Here is a 16,443-nt window from a genome sequence, read left to right on the forward strand (position 1 = left end):
GAAAAAGAACATGTCCCTATCCGAAACCGCGCTGCCATTCGACGATATCCGCAACCTGGTGAAATCCATGCCGGGCCCTGATGAGGCAGCGCTGCAAAAGGTCAAGGAACGGGACAGTCAGCTGACCAAACCGGCAGGATCGCTCGGGCGGCTGGAGGAGATCGCTGAATGGCTGGCGGCCTGGTCCGGAACCGCACCGCCAAAAGTCACCCGCCCGATGGTTGCGATCTTTGCAACTGCGCACGGTGTCGCCGACGAAGGCGTATCCGCCTTTCCGAGTGCCGTGAACAAGCAGATGGTGGAAAACTTTTCTGCCGGCGGTGCTGCAATCAACCAGATCTGCCGGATCAACGATGTCGGTCTCAAGGTTTTTGATCTGGCTGTCGACATGCCGACGCCAAGCATCACCAGCGAAGATGCGATGGACGAAGCAAACTGTGCCGCGACGATGGCCTATGGCATGGAAGCGCTCGCCGGCGGCATTGACCTGATTTGCCTTGGTGAAATGGGTATCGGAAACACCACCGTTGCCGCAGCCGTTTTCCATGCGCTTTTCGGCGGTGATGCCGCTGACTGGATTGGCCGGGGCACCGGTGTTGACGATGAAGGTTTGGCACGCAAGCGAGACGCAGTCGAAAAGGCGGTTGCCAGACTGAATGGCGAGAGCGACCCGTTAGAGATCCTTCGCAGGGTTGGCGGCCGCGAAATCGCCGCCATGGCGGGCCTGATCATCGCCGCGCGCCTGCAGCGCGTTCCGGTTGTTGTGGACGGCTTTGTCACGACTGCTGCGGCGGCCGTCGTGTTCTCGATGGACCCGGCGGGTCTCGATCACTGCCTGTTCGCGCATGTTTCCGCAGAACACGCTCATTCCAGGGTTCTTGAACGCATGGGTAAGGATGCCCTGTTCGACTTCGGGATGCGGCTTGGCGAAGGATCGGGCGCTGCGCTTGCGACCGGCATCATCAAGGCAGCTGCCGAGATGCATTCCGGTATGGCAACGTTTGCCGATGCCGGTGTTTCGGAAAAGTCCTAGGGCACCGAAACCTCGCGAGGAAGCGTGTGAAAAGCGGGCCATTTGCCCGGCCAGCCACAAACAGGCCGCGAGGCAAAGTCATCTTGGCGCCAAATCTGTGAGGTTTTGGAGGCCGTACCGCTGGCGTCAGGCTGTCTGGGCGTTCTTGAGCCGCGGACCCGATGCGTGTTTTTCAGGCACGCCGCCTTCCTCGACATAGTTCATGTTTCGCGACGGCGGCAGGCTCACGGTGACTTCCGTACCTTCGCGCAACTTGGACTTAATCGTGAACTTGCCATCGTGCATGTTGACGAGCGCCTGCACGATCGACAGACCGAGCCCGGTTCCAGGTTCAGCACTCTTTATGGCGTGAGATCCCTGGCCGAACGCTTCCAGAACCGTCGGGATTTCCTCTTCCGGAATTCCAGGTCCGCTGTCGCGGATGGACACATACTGGCCGCCATCGCTTGTCGGCCCCAGAATGACGCGAACTTCTCCACCCACAGGCGTGAACTTGACTGCGTTGGACAAGAGGTTGAGAACGACTTGCCTCAGAGCGCGTTCGTCGGCCCAAACCCGCGGCAGATCCGCCTGATGAGATTGATGCAGCGCGATCGACTTCGCCTTTGCGCGCACTTTCATCATCGTCCCGCATTCTGCAACGACGTTTTCCAGGTAGATCGGCTCTTCATGCAGTTCATGCCGACCTGCCTCAATGCGGGACAGATCGAGGATCTCGTTTATGAGGTTGAGAAGATGTTCGCCTGAGCCGTGAATGTCTTCAGCGTAAGACCGGTAATTCTTGTTTGCCATCGGTCCGAGGACTTCGTCCTTCATGATTTCCGAAAAGCCGAGAATGGCGTTGAGCGGTGTGCGCAGTTCGTGGCTCATCGTGGCAAGGAAGCGCGATTTTGCCAGGTTCGCCGCTTCCGCACGGCGGCGCGCTTCGTCCGACATGGCGTTGGCGGTTTCAAGTTCGGCGATCAGATGGTCCTTGTCGGCCCGATATTCCAGCATCGTGTTCGCATTTTTGAGGAGCTGGTTGCCGAGGATCAGGAAGAACCCCTGGGCGCCGATCGCCATCGCCGCGAGCGTATAGTGCACCGCGCTTGATTGCTGAAGGAAACTGAACGTTACCACGAGTGTAATCGGCAACGTGCTGGCAAGCAGGCACTTCGGCAGATTGGCCGACTGCATGGTGTTCATTGCAATGACGATCAGCAGCGTCGCAAAGTGGAAGATGACCAGTCCTTCACCAGCGCCGCTTGCCTTTGGCATCAGGAAGAACAGCGCCCAGCTGCAGCCATAGATCAGGTCGCCGATCACGAACCTGCGGTGCCAGATGACCCGCACTTTCTGGTCAGAAGGCGCTTTTTCGTATGAATGGCTGATCATCACCATCAGGAAATGGGTGCAGACCGTGACCAGAAACCACGCACCCATGAAATGGGGATTGATCCACAGCGAGGAGATGGCGGCAACAATCAGTGCCAGCAGCGGGGCAGCAAAGGCCGCGTTGATGCGAGTGTCGGCAAAGAGATGCTGACGTTCGTGCTCGAACGTCGAATGGCGATTTTCTGGCGCACCGAGACGGCTGCGAATGTCCCTGACTGAACGCGCCATCTCGCGGCGCCGAATGGCGCGCTGCCTGTTTATGGCGAATGCTTCGCCACCGATTTCTGACGCATCCGATTTCATTTGCCGCCCGCACGGTATTGATTTCGTTATTGTGATACTGCGTGTTTTTTCACTCTGACTCACTATTCCTTAAGATCGTCCTCAAGATCGTGGTAAGGATTCGGTTAAACGACTGTCTCAAGGTGCAACTCTTTGTCTTGCATAAAGAATTCGGAAGAACTCGACGCACTCGTGCAGAACATTCGCGATTGCCAAAAGTGCGTTGAAGCACCGATTGGATCGCCGCTTCCGCACGCGGCTCGACCAGTGTTGCAAGTTTCGGGTGCGGCAAGGCTTTGCATTTGCGGTCAAGCGCCCGGGACCCGGGTCCACCAGAGCGGGAAGCCGTTCACTGATCCGTCCGGAGACCGGCTCAGAAACTGGATGGGAATTGGTGAGGAGGTTTTCTACGATCCGGACCGCCTTGCCATCATACCGATGGGGTTCTGCTTTCCTGGCCTGGATGCAAAGGGCGGAGATCTGCCGCCACGCAAGGAGTGCCGGAACCTCTGGCACGACCAACTGTTTTCTGAAATGCCCCAGATCGAACTGGTCCTCGTCATCGGACAATATGCGCAGGCATATCACCTTGGGCCTGGACGAAGGAAGTCGCTGACGGAGACCGTGGCACACTGGCAAACCTATTTCGAAGCGCCCGTTAAAGTCGGCACGCCGAAAGTGTTGCCGCTGCCGCACCCGTCCTGGCGGAACAATGCCTGGCTCAAAAAGAACCCCTGGTTCGAAAGCGACTTGCTGCCGGTCTTGCGCCGCGAAGTTTCCCGGCTTGTGTGATAAGGCATGATTGAAATGAGCGGCTTTCGAAAAAAATTCTCTTTTCCGTGACATTTGACAGGCTCATTGGAAAAGCGTTACGTGGTTCCTATCTCATTTGAAATCATTTCCTGCGAGGCCGGGATCTCCGTCAGGAAAGCCATCACTAGTCTTGGAAGCCATTACGATGATCGACCGAATAGACCGACGCATTCTGTCCATCCTTCAGGAGGACTGCACGGTTCCGGTTGCCGAGATTGGGCGCCGTGTGGGTCTGTCGACGACACCTTGCTGGCGGCGGATTCAGAAGATGGAAGAAGACGGGGTCATCACAGGACGCGTTGCGTTGCTGGATCCCGCCAAGGTCAATGCAAAGGTGACGGCCTTTGTCGCGATCACAACCAGTCAGCATTCCGAAGACTGGCTAAAGAAATTCGCCGATGTCATTCAGGAATTTCCCGAAGTCGTGGAATTCTATCGCATGGCCGGGCAGGTCGATTATCTGCTTCGGGTTGCCGTGCCAGACATTGAAGCCTACGACGCATTTTACAAGAAGCTCATCGCCAGAATTGACATTTCGGACGTCTCAACCACGTTTGCGATGGAGCAGATCAAAAACACCACCGCACTTCCCCTGTCTTATGTTGCAGCGGAGAAACCTCGGTCGGAAACGTGAAGCTGACTGACTTCCCGTTGGTTGCTCAGACTGATGTCAGTGGATGCCTTGCAAAGAAACGTGCGGCCTCTGCATCTGTGACAGGTTCTCCGGAAAAGATCTCGGCATAGTAACGCATCCGTTTGAGCCGCGGTTCCAGGGGATCGCTGGGTCCGTCCTTCTTCATCGATATATAGCCGATCTGTGTCTGGTAGACCGTGTTGGCCCGAACACTGGCATAGACCGGATCGGTGCCGAAGCGTTCAAACATCGCCTGGAAGGCATCGACACGAACTCGGTCGGCTTCCTCCAGCATTCCGGCAAGCCTTGTGTCCGTATGCGCCCAGTTGCGCACCGCGAACTCAAGACGGGAATCGAACAGCTCCGGCAACAGCCACAGGTCAAAGACGTTGAGGATCGCTTCGGCTATGGTCTCCGCATAGGCCTCTGTCTGTTTGACGAGATTGCCTGTGTTCTTGGACTGCCATAGGGCGATCAGAGCGTTGAGAAGGTCATTCCGGTCGGCGAAGTGGCCGTAGAAACTCGTGCGCGACAGACCGAGCCGCTCGGAGAGCGGCATGACCTTGACCGCGTCGATGCCGCTTTCCAGAAGGGCTTCATAGGCTGCCTGGATCCAGACGTCCCGGGTCCCCCGCCAACCGCTGGTTTTTTCGATCAAAAGCTCGCTCATGAAGGCTCGATAACAGCCGAAACCGGGTTTGACAATGAAAATTGACACTAGTGTTTTCAAAAGCGACACAAATGTCGTTTTTGCGTCTTTCACCTCGCGAAAACCCGAATTACTGTCCGTTTCAGTCGCCGATATTCATCACGACCGGACGCGCATTGAGGGAAGGGCATGTCAAAAGATCCGCTGCTGCAGCCATATCAGCTCAAACATCTGACGCTGAAAAACAGGATCATGATTACGTCGCATGAGCCGGCATACCCGGAAGACGGCATGCCCAAGGACCGTTATCGTGCCTATCACGAAACCCGTGCGAAAGCGGGTGTAGCCCTGACGATGACCGCGGGGTCTGCGGCTGTTTCGAGGAACTCACCCCCCGTTTTCAACAACATCCTGGCCTACAAGGACGAGGTCGTGCCGTGGGTGAAGCGACTGACGGATGCCTGCCACGACCACGACTGCGCCGTGATGATACAGCTCACCCATCTTGGGCGCCGTACCCATTGGAACAAGGGCGACTGGCTCCCGGCGGTCTCGCCGAGCCACGAACGGGAGGCAGCGCACCGCGCGTTTCCCAAGCAGCTTGAGGACTGGGACATTGCCAGGATCATCCAGGACTATGCAGACGCTGCCGAGCGTATGAAGGAAGGCGGCATGGACGGCATAGAACTGCAGGCCTATGGGCACCTGATGGACCAGTTCTGGTCACCGGCCACAAACACGCTGGAGGGCCCATACGGCGGATCGCTTGAGAACCGCATGCGGTTTTCGCTGGAGGTGATCGATGCGGTACGCAAACGGGTCGGGGACGAGTTTATCGTCGGCATTCGCTTCACGGCAGACGAAGACATGGAAGGCGGCATCACCGAGGAGGAGGGACTTCAGATCGCCCGCCACCTCAAGGAGACCGGCAAGATTGACTTCCTGAACGTGATCCGCGGCCATATCGATACGGACCCCGGTCTCACCGATGTCATCCCGGTCCAGGGGATGCGCAACGCCCCGCATCTCGATTTTGCCGGCAAGATCCGCAAGGAACTCGGGATGCCGACGTTTCATGCCGCCAAGATCCCGGATGTGGCAACGGCGCGCCATGCCATCGCCGAAGGGCTTCTCGACATGGTCGGGATGACGCGCGCGCACATGGCCGACCCGCTGCTTGTCAAGAAGATCGCAGAAAAACGGGAGGAAGACATTCGTCCCTGCGTCGGCGCGACCTATTGCCTCGACAGGATCTACCAGGCTGGAGATGCGCTGTGCATCCATAACCCGGCCACGGGTCGTGAACTGACCATGCCGCACGAAATTCCTGCCGCCAAAGAGAAGAAAAAGATCGTTGTGGTCGGCGCCGGACCGGCCGGAATGGAAGCGGCGCGTGTCGCTGCAGAGCGCGGTCATGAGGTGACAGTTTTCGAGGCAGCGCCCGATGCCGGTGGGCAAATCCGCCTGACCGCTCAATCCGAACGGCGGCGCGAAATGATTTCCATTATCGAATGGCGCCTGGATCAATGCCTGGCCAGGGACGTCAAGTTCCGGTTCAACACTTTCGCGGAAGCCGACGATGTGACGACCGAGGCCCCTGATGTGGTCATTGTTGCGACCGGCGGTTTGCCGCACACTGAAGTTCTGTCCGAGGGCAACGATCTGGTGGTGTCGTCCTGGGATATCATCGCAGGCGATGTGAAACCTGGCCGACGCGTTCTTGTCTACGATGATGCCGGAGACCACGCGGCCTTGCAGGCTGCCGAGATCGCGGCAGAGTCGGGGGCGCATGTGGAGATCATGACGCCTGACCGGTCCTTTGCTCCGGACGTGATGGCGATGAATCTGGTTCCGTACATGCGCGCACTTCAGGACAAGGATGTGCGTTTTACCGTGACCTACCGGTTGAAGGCCGCAAAGCGCTCCGGAAACATGATTACGGCCGTCATCGGTACGGACTACTCGGCCTTCACCGAGGAACGGGAATTCGACCAGATTGTCGTCAACCACGGCACCGTCCCGATGGACGAGCTCTATTTCGAACTCAAGCCGCGCTCCAAAAACCTCGGGGCCGTGAAGCAGGAAGCGTTGATATTTGGCCAGCCGCAGCCGCTGGACGCCAATCCTGAGGGTGAGTTTGCGCTTTATCGCATTGGGGATGCGGTCTCGGCGAGAAACACCCACGCCGCCATATACGACGCCCTCAGGCTCGTGAAAGACATCTGAAAATCGTGCATCTGACGATTTTTCGAGCAGCGTCTCACTTGAATAAGCCAATGCCGTTTTTGTGCTACGGCGTTGGCCTTTTGCGAGCCTATTTTCCCTTCCGACGAGGGACCGGCAAGGCCGGCAGAATCAGGACGTTCCACCATGTATAGCGACGCAGATATTCTCTCCCTATTGCTGGGCCGCAGGGCGGGGTACTCGCTGCCGCAGCCCTTTTACACCGACGCAGATGTTTTTCAGGCGGACATGAAAAACATCTGGCAGAAGGAATGGATTTTTGCGGTTCCAGCCGCGGAACTGCCGAAGTCGGGCAACTACGTCACAATTCAGGTCGGCGCTTATTCCGTCATCATTGTGCGCGGCAATGACGGTGTCATCCGCGCGTTTCACAATTCCTGCCGCCATCGCGGCAGCCGGATATGTGCTGCTGCGAAAGGATCGGCTCCCAAGCTTGTCTGTCCCTACCATCAGTGGACCTACGAGCTCGACGGCAAACTGCTCTGGGCTCGCGAGATGGGTGCGGATTTCAAACCCGAGGAACACGGTTTGAAAAGCGTCCACTGCGCCAATATCTCCGGCATGGTGTTTGTCTGCCTGGCAGAGGTCGCACCGGATATGTCGGGCCTGGAAAAACAGGCTGCCCGGTATCTTGGTCCCCACGACCTCGGCAATCTGAAAGTCGCTCATCAATCGACAATCGTGGAGAAGGGGAACTGGAAGCTGGTCGTGGAGAACAACAGGGAGTGCTATCACTGCTCCGGTTCCCACCCGTCGCTTTGCCGGACGTTTCCGGACGACCCGAACCTGGTTGGCGCGGACGACGCTTCGACATCAAATGCCGGCAAAGCCCATGTAGAGCGATGTGAGAATGCCGGGCTACCGGCGAAATACCTGATTTCACCGAATGAACAGTGGCGATTCGTCCGAATTCCATTTCTTGGCAATGCGATCAGTTACACCATGGACGGCAAGGCAGCGGTCGCCAAACGCATCGGAACGGTTCCGTTCGACAATGCGGGCACTTGCCTGTTCTTTCACTACCCGAACACCTGGAACCATTTCCTGTCCGACCAGGTTCTTACTTTCAGGGTTCTTCCGGTTAGTCCGATGGAAACGGAAGTCACCACAACCTGGCTTGTGCACAAGGATGCCGAAGAAGGTGTTGATTATGACCTGAAGCGTTTGAGCGAGGTCTGGATCCACACCAATGATGAGGATCGGCGGATCGTTGAGGAAAACCAGGTCGGTATTCTGTCACCCGCTTATGAACCGGGACCATATTCGCCCGTTCAGGAAAGCGGTGTCATCCAGTTCATCGACTGGTACGCCCAAACCCTCGAAGCTGCCCTGATCGGCCGCTTCCGCGTCGCGGCGGAGTAATCTCATGATACCGATGCCGGGGCGTGACACGCCGGTCTGGAGCGACAGCGAAATGCTGGAGTGCGTGATGGTGGTGCCGGAAGCGCCGAATGTGAAAACATTCTCCTTCCGCCCGCCGTCGGGCGCGACATTTGTCTACCGGGCCGGTCAATTCATCACGCTCGATCTTCCGGTTCCGGGCGGCAACGTCCAGCGTACCTACACCTTGTCGTCGTCCCCGGTGTCCAACGCCTATGTCTCGGTCACGGTCAAGGCCCAGGCAGACAGCCAGGGTTCCCGCTGGATGCTGGACAATCTCAAACCCGGCATGCGGCTGAAGGCCTTCGGACCGGCCGGCCTGTTTCATCTGCCGCCAAGCCCGGACGGAAAGTACCTCTTCATCTCGGCAGGCTCCGGCGTGACGCCGATGATGTCCATGGCACAGACGCTGTTTGAACGCGGCGAAGATCCGGACATCTGTTTTATTCAGTGCGCTCACCGGCCCACCGACCTGATCTTCCGACAGAAGCTTGAATACATGGCGAGCCGGGTTACCGGTCTGCAACTGCATTTTGTCGTCAACCAGAGCGATCCTTATGAAGTGTGGACCGGATATCGCGGACACTTCAATCAGCTGATGCTGGGGTTGATGTGCAACGACTATCTGGAAAGAGACGTCTTCTGCTGCGGACCGGAAGGCTTCATGGACGCCGTGCGCGAGATCCTCAACGCGCTCGGCTACGACATGGAGCGATACCACCAGGAAAGCTTCCAGGCTCCGGCGGAAACCAAGGCCGAGCTCACCGAATTCGATGATGTCGTCCCGCAGGAAGACACGCAGGCGCAGATCGTCTTTGCAAGTTCCGGTGTGTCTGCATGGTGTTCGGAAACCGACACGGTTCTGGCCGTTGCAAAGGACGCGGGACTGAACATTCCATCAGGCTGCACCTTCGGCGTCTGCGGAACCTGCAAGGTCAAGAAAGTCGCCGGTGATGTCCATATGGTCCATTCCGGAGGCATCAGCGAAGACGATGTCGAGGCGGGTTACATTCTGGCCTGCTGCTCCAATCCGATCGGCACGGTCGAGGTAGAAGTCTGACGGCGGATCAGGTCAAGCCCAGACGGACGCGGACCTTGTCCGAGGACAGTTCCTTGACCGTCTCGCGCCCGATTTTACGGGCAGTCTTGTCGCCCGAGGCGGCCAGTTCTTCGCCAAGTGCGAGCGCAGGGCCGTGAAGGGTGGCAGATCGTTTGCCGATCTGTCGGAGAGCCCAGTGGACCGCTTTCCAGACGAAATTGCGGTCATCCGTCGCCGTCTGCCGAATAAGGTCAAAATAGCCCAGAAACTCGTCGTCTGGAGACGTCTTCGCGTGAACGACGCGCCAGGCAATCAGGGCAAAACCTGCGCGCCTGACGAATTCGCGGTCGTCTCCTGCAAGTCCCTCTATGAGAGAGGCCGACCCTTCGCGGCGTGCAAGCACGTTCGTCAGTTGATCGCACAGGTCCCAGGATTGAATGTCCTCGATCCAGGCAATGGCCTGATCGTCTGTCAGGTCCTTTGGAGGCGTGATCAGGATTGCAACCAACCGGGCTTCGTGACAGCCGGAGGCCCAGAGGTCTTTTGCAAGCTTGGGTGATTTGCCGATCTCCCGGGCAAACGGGCGCAGAACCGAGAGCGGGACACCGAAGGCATTATCTATGTCGATGCCGAACCGCGCCATCCCGGCACGGTTATCCTCAGAGCCCAGTTCCTTGAGCCGCTTGAGAACCTCAGCGGCGCTCCAGGTATCGGTTTTCTTCGCGCCCATAGCGGGACTGACTATTTCTTGTCGGCATGGTCAAGACGGGCGATCAGGCTGGAGGTGTCCCAGCGGTTTCCACCCATGGCCTGCACTTCGGCGTAAAATTGGTCAACCAGAGCAGTCACCGGCAGGCGTGCACCGGTTTCATTTGCGGTCTGCAGGCACATTCCAAGGTCCTTTCGCATCCAGTCGACGGCAAATCCGAACTCGAATTTCCCGTCCCGCATCGTTTCCCAGCGGTTTTCCATCTGCCAAGACTGGGCCGCGCCGCCGCGGACGGCCGAAATCACCTTCTCAACGTCCAGATCGGCCTTCTTGGCGAAGTGAATGGCTTCCGAAAGACCCTGCACGAGGCCTGCAATACAAATCTGGTTGACCATTTTGGTGAGCTGGCCGGCACCGCTCTCGCCCATGAGCCCGACGAATTTCGCAAAACACTCGATGACCGGCTTGGCCTTTTCAAATTGGTCCTCATCACCGCCGCACATCACGGTGAGAACGCCGTTTTCAGCGCCTGCCTGGCCGCCGGAAACGGGTGCATCGATAAATCCGCATCCTTTGGATTTCGCCGCGGCGTAGAGCTCACGTGCAACGTCTGCGGAGGCCGTTGTGTTGTCGACAAAGATTGCGCCTTCTTTCAAACCATGAAACGCGCCGTTTTCGCCAGTTGTCACCGAGCGCAGATCATTGTCGTTGCCGACACAGGCAAAAACAAAGTCGCAGCCCTCTGCGGCCGCCTTTGGTGTTTCGGCAAAGCTGCCGCCATATTCGGCGGCCCATTTCTCAGCCTTGGCCGTCGTCCGGTTATAGACCGTGACTTCATGGCCTCCCTTGGTTTTCAGGTAGCCGGCCATCGGATATCCCATGACCCCGAGACCGATAAATGCAACCTTAGCCATGATGCGCTCCCTTCGCAGATTAGGGTGCGGACCCACAAATGAAGCCGACGTTGCGTCTAATGTGCAGAAACCGGCTTGATCTGTGGGTTCGCACCCAAAGGCCCGGCTTTTGAACCGGGCCTTTGAGTGAATTGTTCGTCTGCGTTTTAGGGTATTTGCCGGCGTCTGTCAGCCTGACAGGCCGGGAATGGCGCTGGTTTCAGAGCCAGTAGGGCCTGCGTCTCCAGATTCTCCCAAGAATAGCTTCCTGGGCAGCCTCCCTGGCAAGACGCTTTTTGGTGTTCGGGTCCTGCCTGTCATTTGCAGAAGTGCGGGTTGCTTCCAGAAAACTACGTGCATAGATATCTAACATTGGCTTACACTCCTTTCGTCGTCTCTGGGTCGAATATGTTGGCTTTTACTCGAAAAGACGAGTCAGGAAGATTAAATAACTGTAAGGTGAAGTTACATATGGATTGGCGTTCGCTTCCACCTCTCAATAGCCTCAAGGTTTTTGCCGTTGTCGCGGAAACAAGAAGCCTTTCAGCAGCCGGTCGCGAACTTAACGTGACGCACGCAGCCATCAGCCAGCAGGTCCGCAGCCTGGAAAATTTCATGGGACTGCAGCTTGTTGTGAGGGAAGGGCGCGGTATTGCACTCACGCCTGAAGGTGAGCAGCTCTACAGCGGATTGAGCGGTGGCTTTGAAGCGATTCTCGAAACGGTGGACGGGCTTTTGAAAGAAGACACCGCGCGGCCACTCAACATAACGATGACGCCGACATTCGCGGTGAGCTGGCTGATGCCCCGGATCAACGATTTCCGGCTGAACAATCCCGACATTGAACTGATGCTAAACCCGACGGCCGAGGTCATGGAGCTGAAGCCCGGCGGCGTTGATCTGGCAATAAGGTTCGGCATGGGGGAATGGTCGGGATTGGAGTCAGAATTGCTTTTGCCAACCACCTTTGCGGTTGTTGGAGCCAACTGCCTGATCGGTGACAAGGCAATCGAAAACCCGGAAGACATCCTGGAGTTTCCCTGGCTTCAGGAATATGGAACCAACGAGCTTGCTATCTGGATGGAGGAACAGGGTGTCGTTCCGAAAGGGAAACTGAATATCACTCATCTTCCCGGCTATATGGTGCTGGAGGGGCTTCGGCGCGGAGACGGGATATCTGCGACCGCGATGGCGTTCATCAAGCCGGACGTCCAATCCGGCAGCCTGCGGGTCCTTTTTGAGGATACGGTTCGCCCGGGCACGGGGTATTACATGCTCACCCGGCCCGGAGTGGTACGGCCGCCGCTCAAGAAGTTCCTCAGTTGGCTACGCGCGATGCGAGATGAAACACACACATCCGAAAACAGTTACTGTTGAGGCACGGAACTACGCTTTGGATTGAAGTCGCTCGGTTCAAATACGGCCACCGCAGCCAGCTGGAAATTTGCGCTACAAGGTTTCCAATGCCTGATCGAAGTCGGATATCAGATCGGGGGCGTGCTCAATTCCAATGGAAAGACGCAGCAGGTTTTCCGGAACCGCTGAGTGGTCCCCTTCAATCGTAAAACGGTGTTCAACCAGGCTTTCCGTTCCGCCCAGGGACGTTGCGCGCTGAAAGATGTCGAGACTGCCGGCCACTTTCAACGCTTCCTCGCGGCCGCCTTTGACCAAGACAGACATCAGCGATCCGAACCCGCCCGACATCTGGGCTTTGGCGAGGCTGTGCTGTGGATGGCCGCGCAGTCCGGGATAAAGTACGGCGTCGATTTTGGCATGAGAGTCCAGGTGCTGAGAAAGCGCCAGTGCGTTGGCATTCATGCGTTCGACCCGAAGCGCAAGCGTTCTCAACCCTCTGAGCAGCAACCAGGTCTCAAACGAGCCAAGGACCGCGCCTGCTGTCTGACGTTCTTCGCAAACAAGGTTCCAAATGTCGCTCGATGAGTCTTTGGTGGTCACGACGCCTCCGAGCAGGTCGGAATGACCGTTGAGAGCCTTCGTCGCCGAATGCATGACCAGATCGGCGCCGAGCGCGAGCGGCTTCAGGATCAGCGGCGTCGCCGCTGTTGCGTCAACGGCAAGTTTGGTGGAAGCCGATTTGCAGAGTGCTGAAATTTCGCCGATATCTGCGATTTTCAGAAACGGATTGCTTGGCACTTCAATCCAGACGAGGTCCGGCTGCGTGACTGAAATCTCATCGCGAAAGGCTGTGAGATCGCTCGCATCCGCTTCAATGAACGCGATATTGTTGCGGGCGCAGTGTTTTTTGAAAAGCAGTGTGGAGCCCCAATAGATCCCGGACTGGGCAAGGAGCGTGCCGCCGGGTTTGATGCTGCGCAGTATTGCGGCAACGGCGGCCATGCCGGACGAAAACAGGCGGCTGTCGGCTCCGCCTTCCAGCTCTGCAATCAGCTTCTCCGTTTTCTTGTAAAGCAGATTGCTGTCACGGCTGTAGACGTGGCCGGCGAGAATGGGTTCGTAGTCCTCGTCGCGCACGAATGTCGTCGCCGTCTGGATTGGGGGCACGACGGCGCCCGTCGCCGGATCGAAACCGCCACCGGCGTGGGCGAGCAGACTGTCCGGGTGAAGGCCTTCAGGAGTGGAGGACGATTTGGACATGGCAACAGTTCCGTTGAATGCGGTGGGACATGTAAAAGCTGCGGGCTGGCATCACCGCTTCAGGTGGCGGGTGAGACGCTGTTCAATCTTGTCCCAGACACGGCGCAGTGTCTCCACGATGATCAGATACAAGACCGCCGCCCAGATATAGGCCTGGAAGTCGTAGGAACGCGAATAGGCCCTGCGTGTTTCCCCCATCAGATCGTAGATCGTGACGATGGACGCGATGGCCGACCCCTTGATCATCAGGATGATCTCGTTGCCGTAGGGACGAAGCGCGACCATCAGGGCTTGCGGTAAGATAACCTTGAAGAAGGTCACTGGCCTGGACAGTCCGAGGGCTGCGGCACCCTCCCACTGTCCTTTTGGAACATTCAGGATCGCTCCCCGCAGGATTTCCGCCTGATAGGCGGCCGTATTCAGAGAAAACGCGAAAATGACGCAATACCAGGCTTCCCGGAAAAAGCCCCAGAGCCCGACCGCCTCCAGTTCGGGCCGGAAGGTGCCGGCGCCGTAATAGATCAGGAACGTCTGGGCAAGAAGAGGTGTTCCACGGAAGAAATAGACATATCCGTAGGCCGGCCAGGCGAAAATCTTCCAGGATGAATTCCGGGCAAGCGCGATCGGAAGGCTCAGGAGCGCTCCGATCAGAAGCGACACCCCGACGATCTGCAACGTGACCAGGAACCCGTCGACATATTTCCCCCAGTATCTTTCCACAAACGGGCTGGCGATGTTCGATGCCAGAAAATAAACGAGGGATATGCCGGATATGATCCAGAGGGCCATCAGGACGTGGCCCAGAATGCGTCCGTGGGTCCAGGCGCGTGGCGGCGGCGGAGGTCGCTTTTGTCCGGTTGTGGGATTGGCGGCAATCATCTTGCAACGTCTCCCTTCTTCGTCCAGCGCTCAACGCGCGAAAGACCTGCGGACGATATCATTGCCAGCAGGAGATAGATCAGGCATGCGATCCCGAAGAAAAGGAACGGTTCTTTGGTCACGCGAGCTGCAATGCCTGCCTCGCGCACGAGATCGGGCAGTCCGATCACAGAGACAAGGGAGGTTTCTTTCAAAAGGATCAGCCAGAGATTTCCAAGAGCCGGCAGCGCGAGGCGAATGAGTTGCGGCAGGATGACGAGTGCCATCGTCTGATATCTGGAGAGCCCGAGCGCGTATCCACCCTCGTACTGGCCCTGCGGTATCCCCTTGAAGGCAGACAAGAATGCTTCTGAGGCGTAGGAGGAAAACACCAGCGACAGCGCAACCATGCCCGCAACAAAGGAATTGACCTCGAAATAGGCATCGAAACCAATGAGCTTCAGACCCTGCTGAATTCCGATCTGGACACCGAAATACACCAGGAACAGCGTTAGCAGTTCCGGCAGGCCGCGGAAGATTGTCGTGTAGACGTTTGCTGCGAGCCTGAGACTCGGTTCATTCGAGTTCTTGGCCAGCGCTATCAGGAAACCGAGCAACAGCCCGAAGGGCAAAGTCGCGATTGCCAGGGAGACCGTAATCATGACACCGAATGCAATGGTGTCGCCCCATCCCTGATCTCCGAAGGACAGCAGCGTCAAAGCGTCTTCCATAAGCCGGCGCTTCTTTCGTTGTTGTTGTTGCTTCGGCCCCCCTTAAGGCCGGTCCCGCTGGAAAGATCCTGCGGTTGAGCGCGGCGCAGAACGCGCCGCGCTCGGTCTTGTCAACACCGCGCTAAATCAGCCGCCGTAAACGTCGAACGAGAAGTACTTGTCGTTGATTTCCTTGTACTTTCCGTTCGCCAGAATGGCTTCGATCGCTGCGTTGAACTTTTCCTTCAGTTCAGGATCATCCTTGCGGATCGCAATACCAGCGCCAGCGCCGTTGATGACCGGATCCGGCGTCAGCGTGCCGAGGATCTTGCAGCATGCACCGTCGTCGGTGTCGAGCCACTCGGAAAGCACGACAACATCGTCGATCACCGCATCGATGCGGCCGCTGGCAACGTCGAGCTTGTACTCATCCGGTGTCGGATAGAGCTTGAGGTCAGCCGACGGCAGTTTTTCTTCCGCATAGTTGGAGTGGGTCGTCGAGGACTGAGCGCCCAACGCCGCACCGTCAAGATGCTTGTCCGAAGTGCTTTCGATCTTGGAATCCTTCGGAACGGCAATTGCCGGCGGCGTATTGTAGTACTTGTTGGTGAAGTCGACCTTCTGCAGGCGCTCTTCGGTGATGGACATGGAAGCGATCACCGCGTCGAACTTGCCTGCCTGCAGAGCAGGGATCATTCCGTCCCAGTCCTGCACGACGAATTCGCACTCAACCTTCATTTCTTCACAAAGAGCCTTGGCGATATCAACGTCAAACCCGACGAGCTGGCCGTCAGCGGTCAAAGAGTTGAACGGAGGGTAGGCGCCTTCGGTGCCGATACGCACCTTGGACCAATCCTTCGCCTCAACGGCACCAACAGCAGCAAAAACTGCGACAGCAGCCGCTGCCATACGCAAAACACGCATTTCTTATTCCCCTAGTTTTTTCGCGGCATAGACGGGTTCCTCCCGCCTTTTTGCCCGATGGCCCTATTCCATACACTTCAGACCAAATTTCAAGCGTGCCCCGTAAAAAAACACAGTGCAATGCGCGTATTTTCGCGCCTTGCGCGTGTGTGTCCAAGGGGAAGGCATCGTTAGGGTGTGAAACAATCGGCAAGCCGCACAATCATTGAGCAAATCGAGAGAGAGGATCGCCTGTCGTATCGGTCCGCTCAATTCGGTGGCCTGCATGGATCAGACTTGTTCATC

General features: G+C 57.4%; 15 protein-coding genes. 7 read left to right on the top strand and 8 right to left on the bottom strand.

Features of this window, described 5'->3' with window-relative positions; genetic code table 11:
• Positions 1 to 10 precede the first annotated feature (10 nt).
• Positions 11 to 1,033, top strand: coding sequence for a nicotinate-nucleotide--dimethylbenzimidazole phosphoribosyltransferase (gene cobT / locus RBB47_RS17265; RefSeq protein ID WP_305987104.1), 1,023 nt, complete (start codon positions 11 to 13; stop codon positions 1,031 to 1,033).
• Positions 1,034 to 1,159: 126 nt separating this feature from the next.
• Here the strand turns inward: cobT and RBB47_RS17270 are convergent, their stop codons facing one another.
• Positions 1,160 to 2,710, bottom strand: coding sequence for a HAMP domain-containing sensor histidine kinase (locus RBB47_RS17270; RefSeq protein ID WP_305987105.1), 1,551 nt, complete (start codon positions 2,708 to 2,710; stop codon positions 1,160 to 1,162).
• A gap of 132 nt (positions 2,711 to 2,842) precedes the next feature.
• Here RBB47_RS17270 and RBB47_RS17275 point away from each other — a divergent pair, with 132 nt between their 5' ends.
• Together RBB47_RS17275 and RBB47_RS17280 are read left to right on the top strand one after the other, a co-directional pair.
• Positions 2,843 to 3,481 carry a uracil-DNA glycosylase family protein gene (locus RBB47_RS17275; protein WP_371932808.1) on the top strand — a complete coding sequence of 213 codons (639 nt, stop codon included), beginning with the start codon at positions 2,843 to 2,845 and terminating at the stop codon, positions 3,479 to 3,481.
• Positions 3,482 to 3,650: 169 nt separating this feature from the next.
• Positions 3,651 to 4,136 (top strand): Lrp/AsnC family transcriptional regulator, encoded by a 486-nt coding sequence (locus tag RBB47_RS17280; protein ID WP_305987195.1) that lies wholly within the window; start codon positions 3,651 to 3,653, stop codon positions 4,134 to 4,136.
• Positions 4,137 to 4,161: 25 nt separating this feature from the next.
• On the opposite strand, the gene RBB47_RS17285 is transcribed toward RBB47_RS17280, so the two are convergent.
• On the bottom strand, positions 4,162 to 4,791 hold the full coding sequence (locus tag RBB47_RS17285; RefSeq protein WP_305987196.1) for a TetR/AcrR family transcriptional regulator: 630 nt from the start codon (positions 4,789 to 4,791) through the stop codon (positions 4,162 to 4,164).
• Between the two features lie 183 nt (positions 4,792 to 4,974).
• Here RBB47_RS17285 and RBB47_RS17290 point away from each other — a divergent pair, with 183 nt between their 5' ends.
• The 3 genes from RBB47_RS17290 (at position 4,975) to RBB47_RS17300 (ending at position 9,469) form a co-directional block, all read left to right on the top strand.
• The gene (locus tag RBB47_RS17290) at positions 4,975 to 7,011 is read left to right on the top strand and encodes an NADH:flavin oxidoreductase (protein ID WP_305987106.1); all 2,037 of its coding nucleotides are present in this window, start codon (positions 4,975 to 4,977) and stop codon (positions 7,009 to 7,011) included.
• A gap of 144 nt (positions 7,012 to 7,155) precedes the next feature.
• On the top strand, positions 7,156 to 8,391 hold the full coding sequence (locus RBB47_RS17295; protein WP_305987107.1) for an aromatic ring-hydroxylating dioxygenase subunit alpha: 1,236 nt from the start codon (positions 7,156 to 7,158) through the stop codon (positions 8,389 to 8,391).
• Positions 8,392 to 8,395: 4 nt separating this feature from the next.
• A complete protein-coding gene (locus RBB47_RS17300) occupies positions 8,396 to 9,469 on the top strand; it encodes a hybrid-cluster NAD(P)-dependent oxidoreductase (protein ID WP_305987108.1) in 1,074 nt (357 codons plus the stop codon).
• A gap of 7 nt (positions 9,470 to 9,476) precedes the next feature.
• Here RBB47_RS17300 and RBB47_RS17305 read toward each other — a convergent pair whose 3' ends face one another.
• Together RBB47_RS17305 and RBB47_RS17310 are read right to left on the bottom strand one after the other, a co-directional pair.
• Complete coding sequence (locus tag RBB47_RS17305; protein WP_305987109.1) at positions 9,477 to 10,178, bottom strand: DNA alkylation repair protein; 702 nt, start codon at positions 10,176 to 10,178, stop codon at positions 9,477 to 9,479.
• Positions 10,179 to 10,189: 11 nt separating this feature from the next.
• On the bottom strand, positions 10,190 to 11,071 hold the full coding sequence (locus RBB47_RS17310; protein WP_305987110.1) for an NAD(P)-dependent oxidoreductase: 882 nt from the start codon (positions 11,069 to 11,071) through the stop codon (positions 10,190 to 10,192).
• Between the two features lie 450 nt (positions 11,072 to 11,521).
• Between RBB47_RS17310 and RBB47_RS17315 the strand changes: the two genes are divergently transcribed.
• A complete protein-coding gene (locus tag RBB47_RS17315) occupies positions 11,522 to 12,427 on the top strand; it encodes a LysR family transcriptional regulator (protein WP_305987111.1) in 906 nt (301 codons plus the stop codon).
• Between the two features lie 72 nt (positions 12,428 to 12,499).
• On the opposite strand, the gene RBB47_RS17320 is transcribed toward RBB47_RS17315, so the two are convergent.
• From RBB47_RS17320 to RBB47_RS17335, 4 genes are all read right to left on the bottom strand, one after another.
• Positions 12,500 to 13,666 carry a PLP-dependent aspartate aminotransferase family protein gene (locus RBB47_RS17320; RefSeq protein WP_305987112.1) on the bottom strand — a complete coding sequence of 389 codons (1,167 nt, stop codon included), beginning with the start codon at positions 13,664 to 13,666 and terminating at the stop codon, positions 12,500 to 12,502.
• Positions 13,667 to 13,717: 51 nt separating this feature from the next.
• Positions 13,718 to 14,545 carry an ABC transporter permease gene (locus RBB47_RS17325; RefSeq protein ID WP_305987113.1) on the bottom strand — a complete coding sequence of 276 codons (828 nt, stop codon included), beginning with the start codon at positions 14,543 to 14,545 and terminating at the stop codon, positions 13,718 to 13,720.
• Positions 14,542 to 15,255, bottom strand: a complete 714-nt coding sequence (locus tag RBB47_RS17330; RefSeq protein WP_305987114.1) for an ABC transporter permease — start codon at positions 15,253 to 15,255, stop codon at positions 14,542 to 14,544. Before RBB47_RS17330 ends, RBB47_RS17325 begins: the two co-directional genes overlap by 4 nt.
• A 126-nt stretch (positions 15,256 to 15,381) precedes the next feature.
• Positions 15,382 to 16,158 (bottom strand): ABC transporter substrate-binding protein, encoded by a 777-nt coding sequence (locus tag RBB47_RS17335; RefSeq protein WP_305987115.1) that lies wholly within the window; start codon positions 16,156 to 16,158, stop codon positions 15,382 to 15,384.
• Between the last annotated feature and the right edge of the window lie 285 nt (positions 16,159 to 16,443).

It is taken from the genome of Roseibium sp. MMSF_3544 (genome assembly GCF_030732845.1).
In the GTDB taxonomy this organism is placed as follows: domain Bacteria; phylum Pseudomonadota; class Alphaproteobacteria; order Rhizobiales; family Stappiaceae; genus Roseibium.

Bases quoted from the DNA above. Each gene is read 5' to 3' on its own strand.
- cobT (WP_305987104.1), top strand. From the start codon at position 11: ATGTCCCTATCCGAAACCGCGCTGCCATTCGACGATATCCGCAACCTG.
- RBB47_RS17270 (WP_305987105.1), bottom strand. From the start codon at position 2,710: ATGAAATCGGATGCGTCAGAAATCGGTGGCGAAGCATTCGCCATAAAC.
- RBB47_RS17290 (WP_305987106.1), top strand. From the start codon at position 4,975: ATGTCAAAAGATCCGCTGCTGCAGCCATATCAGCTCAAACATCTGACG.
- RBB47_RS17295 (WP_305987107.1), top strand. From the start codon at position 7,156: ATGTATAGCGACGCAGATATTCTCTCCCTATTGCTGGGCCGCAGGGCG.
- RBB47_RS17300 (WP_305987108.1), top strand. From the start codon at position 8,396: ATGATACCGATGCCGGGGCGTGACACGCCGGTCTGGAGCGACAGCGAA.
- RBB47_RS17305 (WP_305987109.1), bottom strand. From the start codon at position 10,178: ATGGGCGCGAAGAAAACCGATACCTGGAGCGCCGCTGAGGTTCTCAAG.
- RBB47_RS17310 (WP_305987110.1), bottom strand. From the start codon at position 11,071: ATGGCTAAGGTTGCATTTATCGGTCTCGGGGTCATGGGATATCCGATG.
- RBB47_RS17315 (WP_305987111.1), top strand. From the start codon at position 11,522: ATGGATTGGCGTTCGCTTCCACCTCTCAATAGCCTCAAGGTTTTTGCC.
- RBB47_RS17320 (WP_305987112.1), bottom strand. From the start codon at position 13,666: ATGTCCAAATCGTCCTCCACTCCTGAAGGCCTTCACCCGGACAGTCTG.
- RBB47_RS17325 (WP_305987113.1), bottom strand. From the start codon at position 14,545: ATGATTGCCGCCAATCCCACAACCGGACAAAAGCGACCTCCGCCGCCG.
- RBB47_RS17330 (WP_305987114.1), bottom strand. From the start codon at position 15,255: ATGGAAGACGCTTTGACGCTGCTGTCCTTCGGAGATCAGGGATGGGGC.
- RBB47_RS17335 (WP_305987115.1), bottom strand. From the start codon at position 16,158: ATGCGTGTTTTGCGTATGGCAGCGGCTGCTGTCGCAGTTTTTGCTGCT.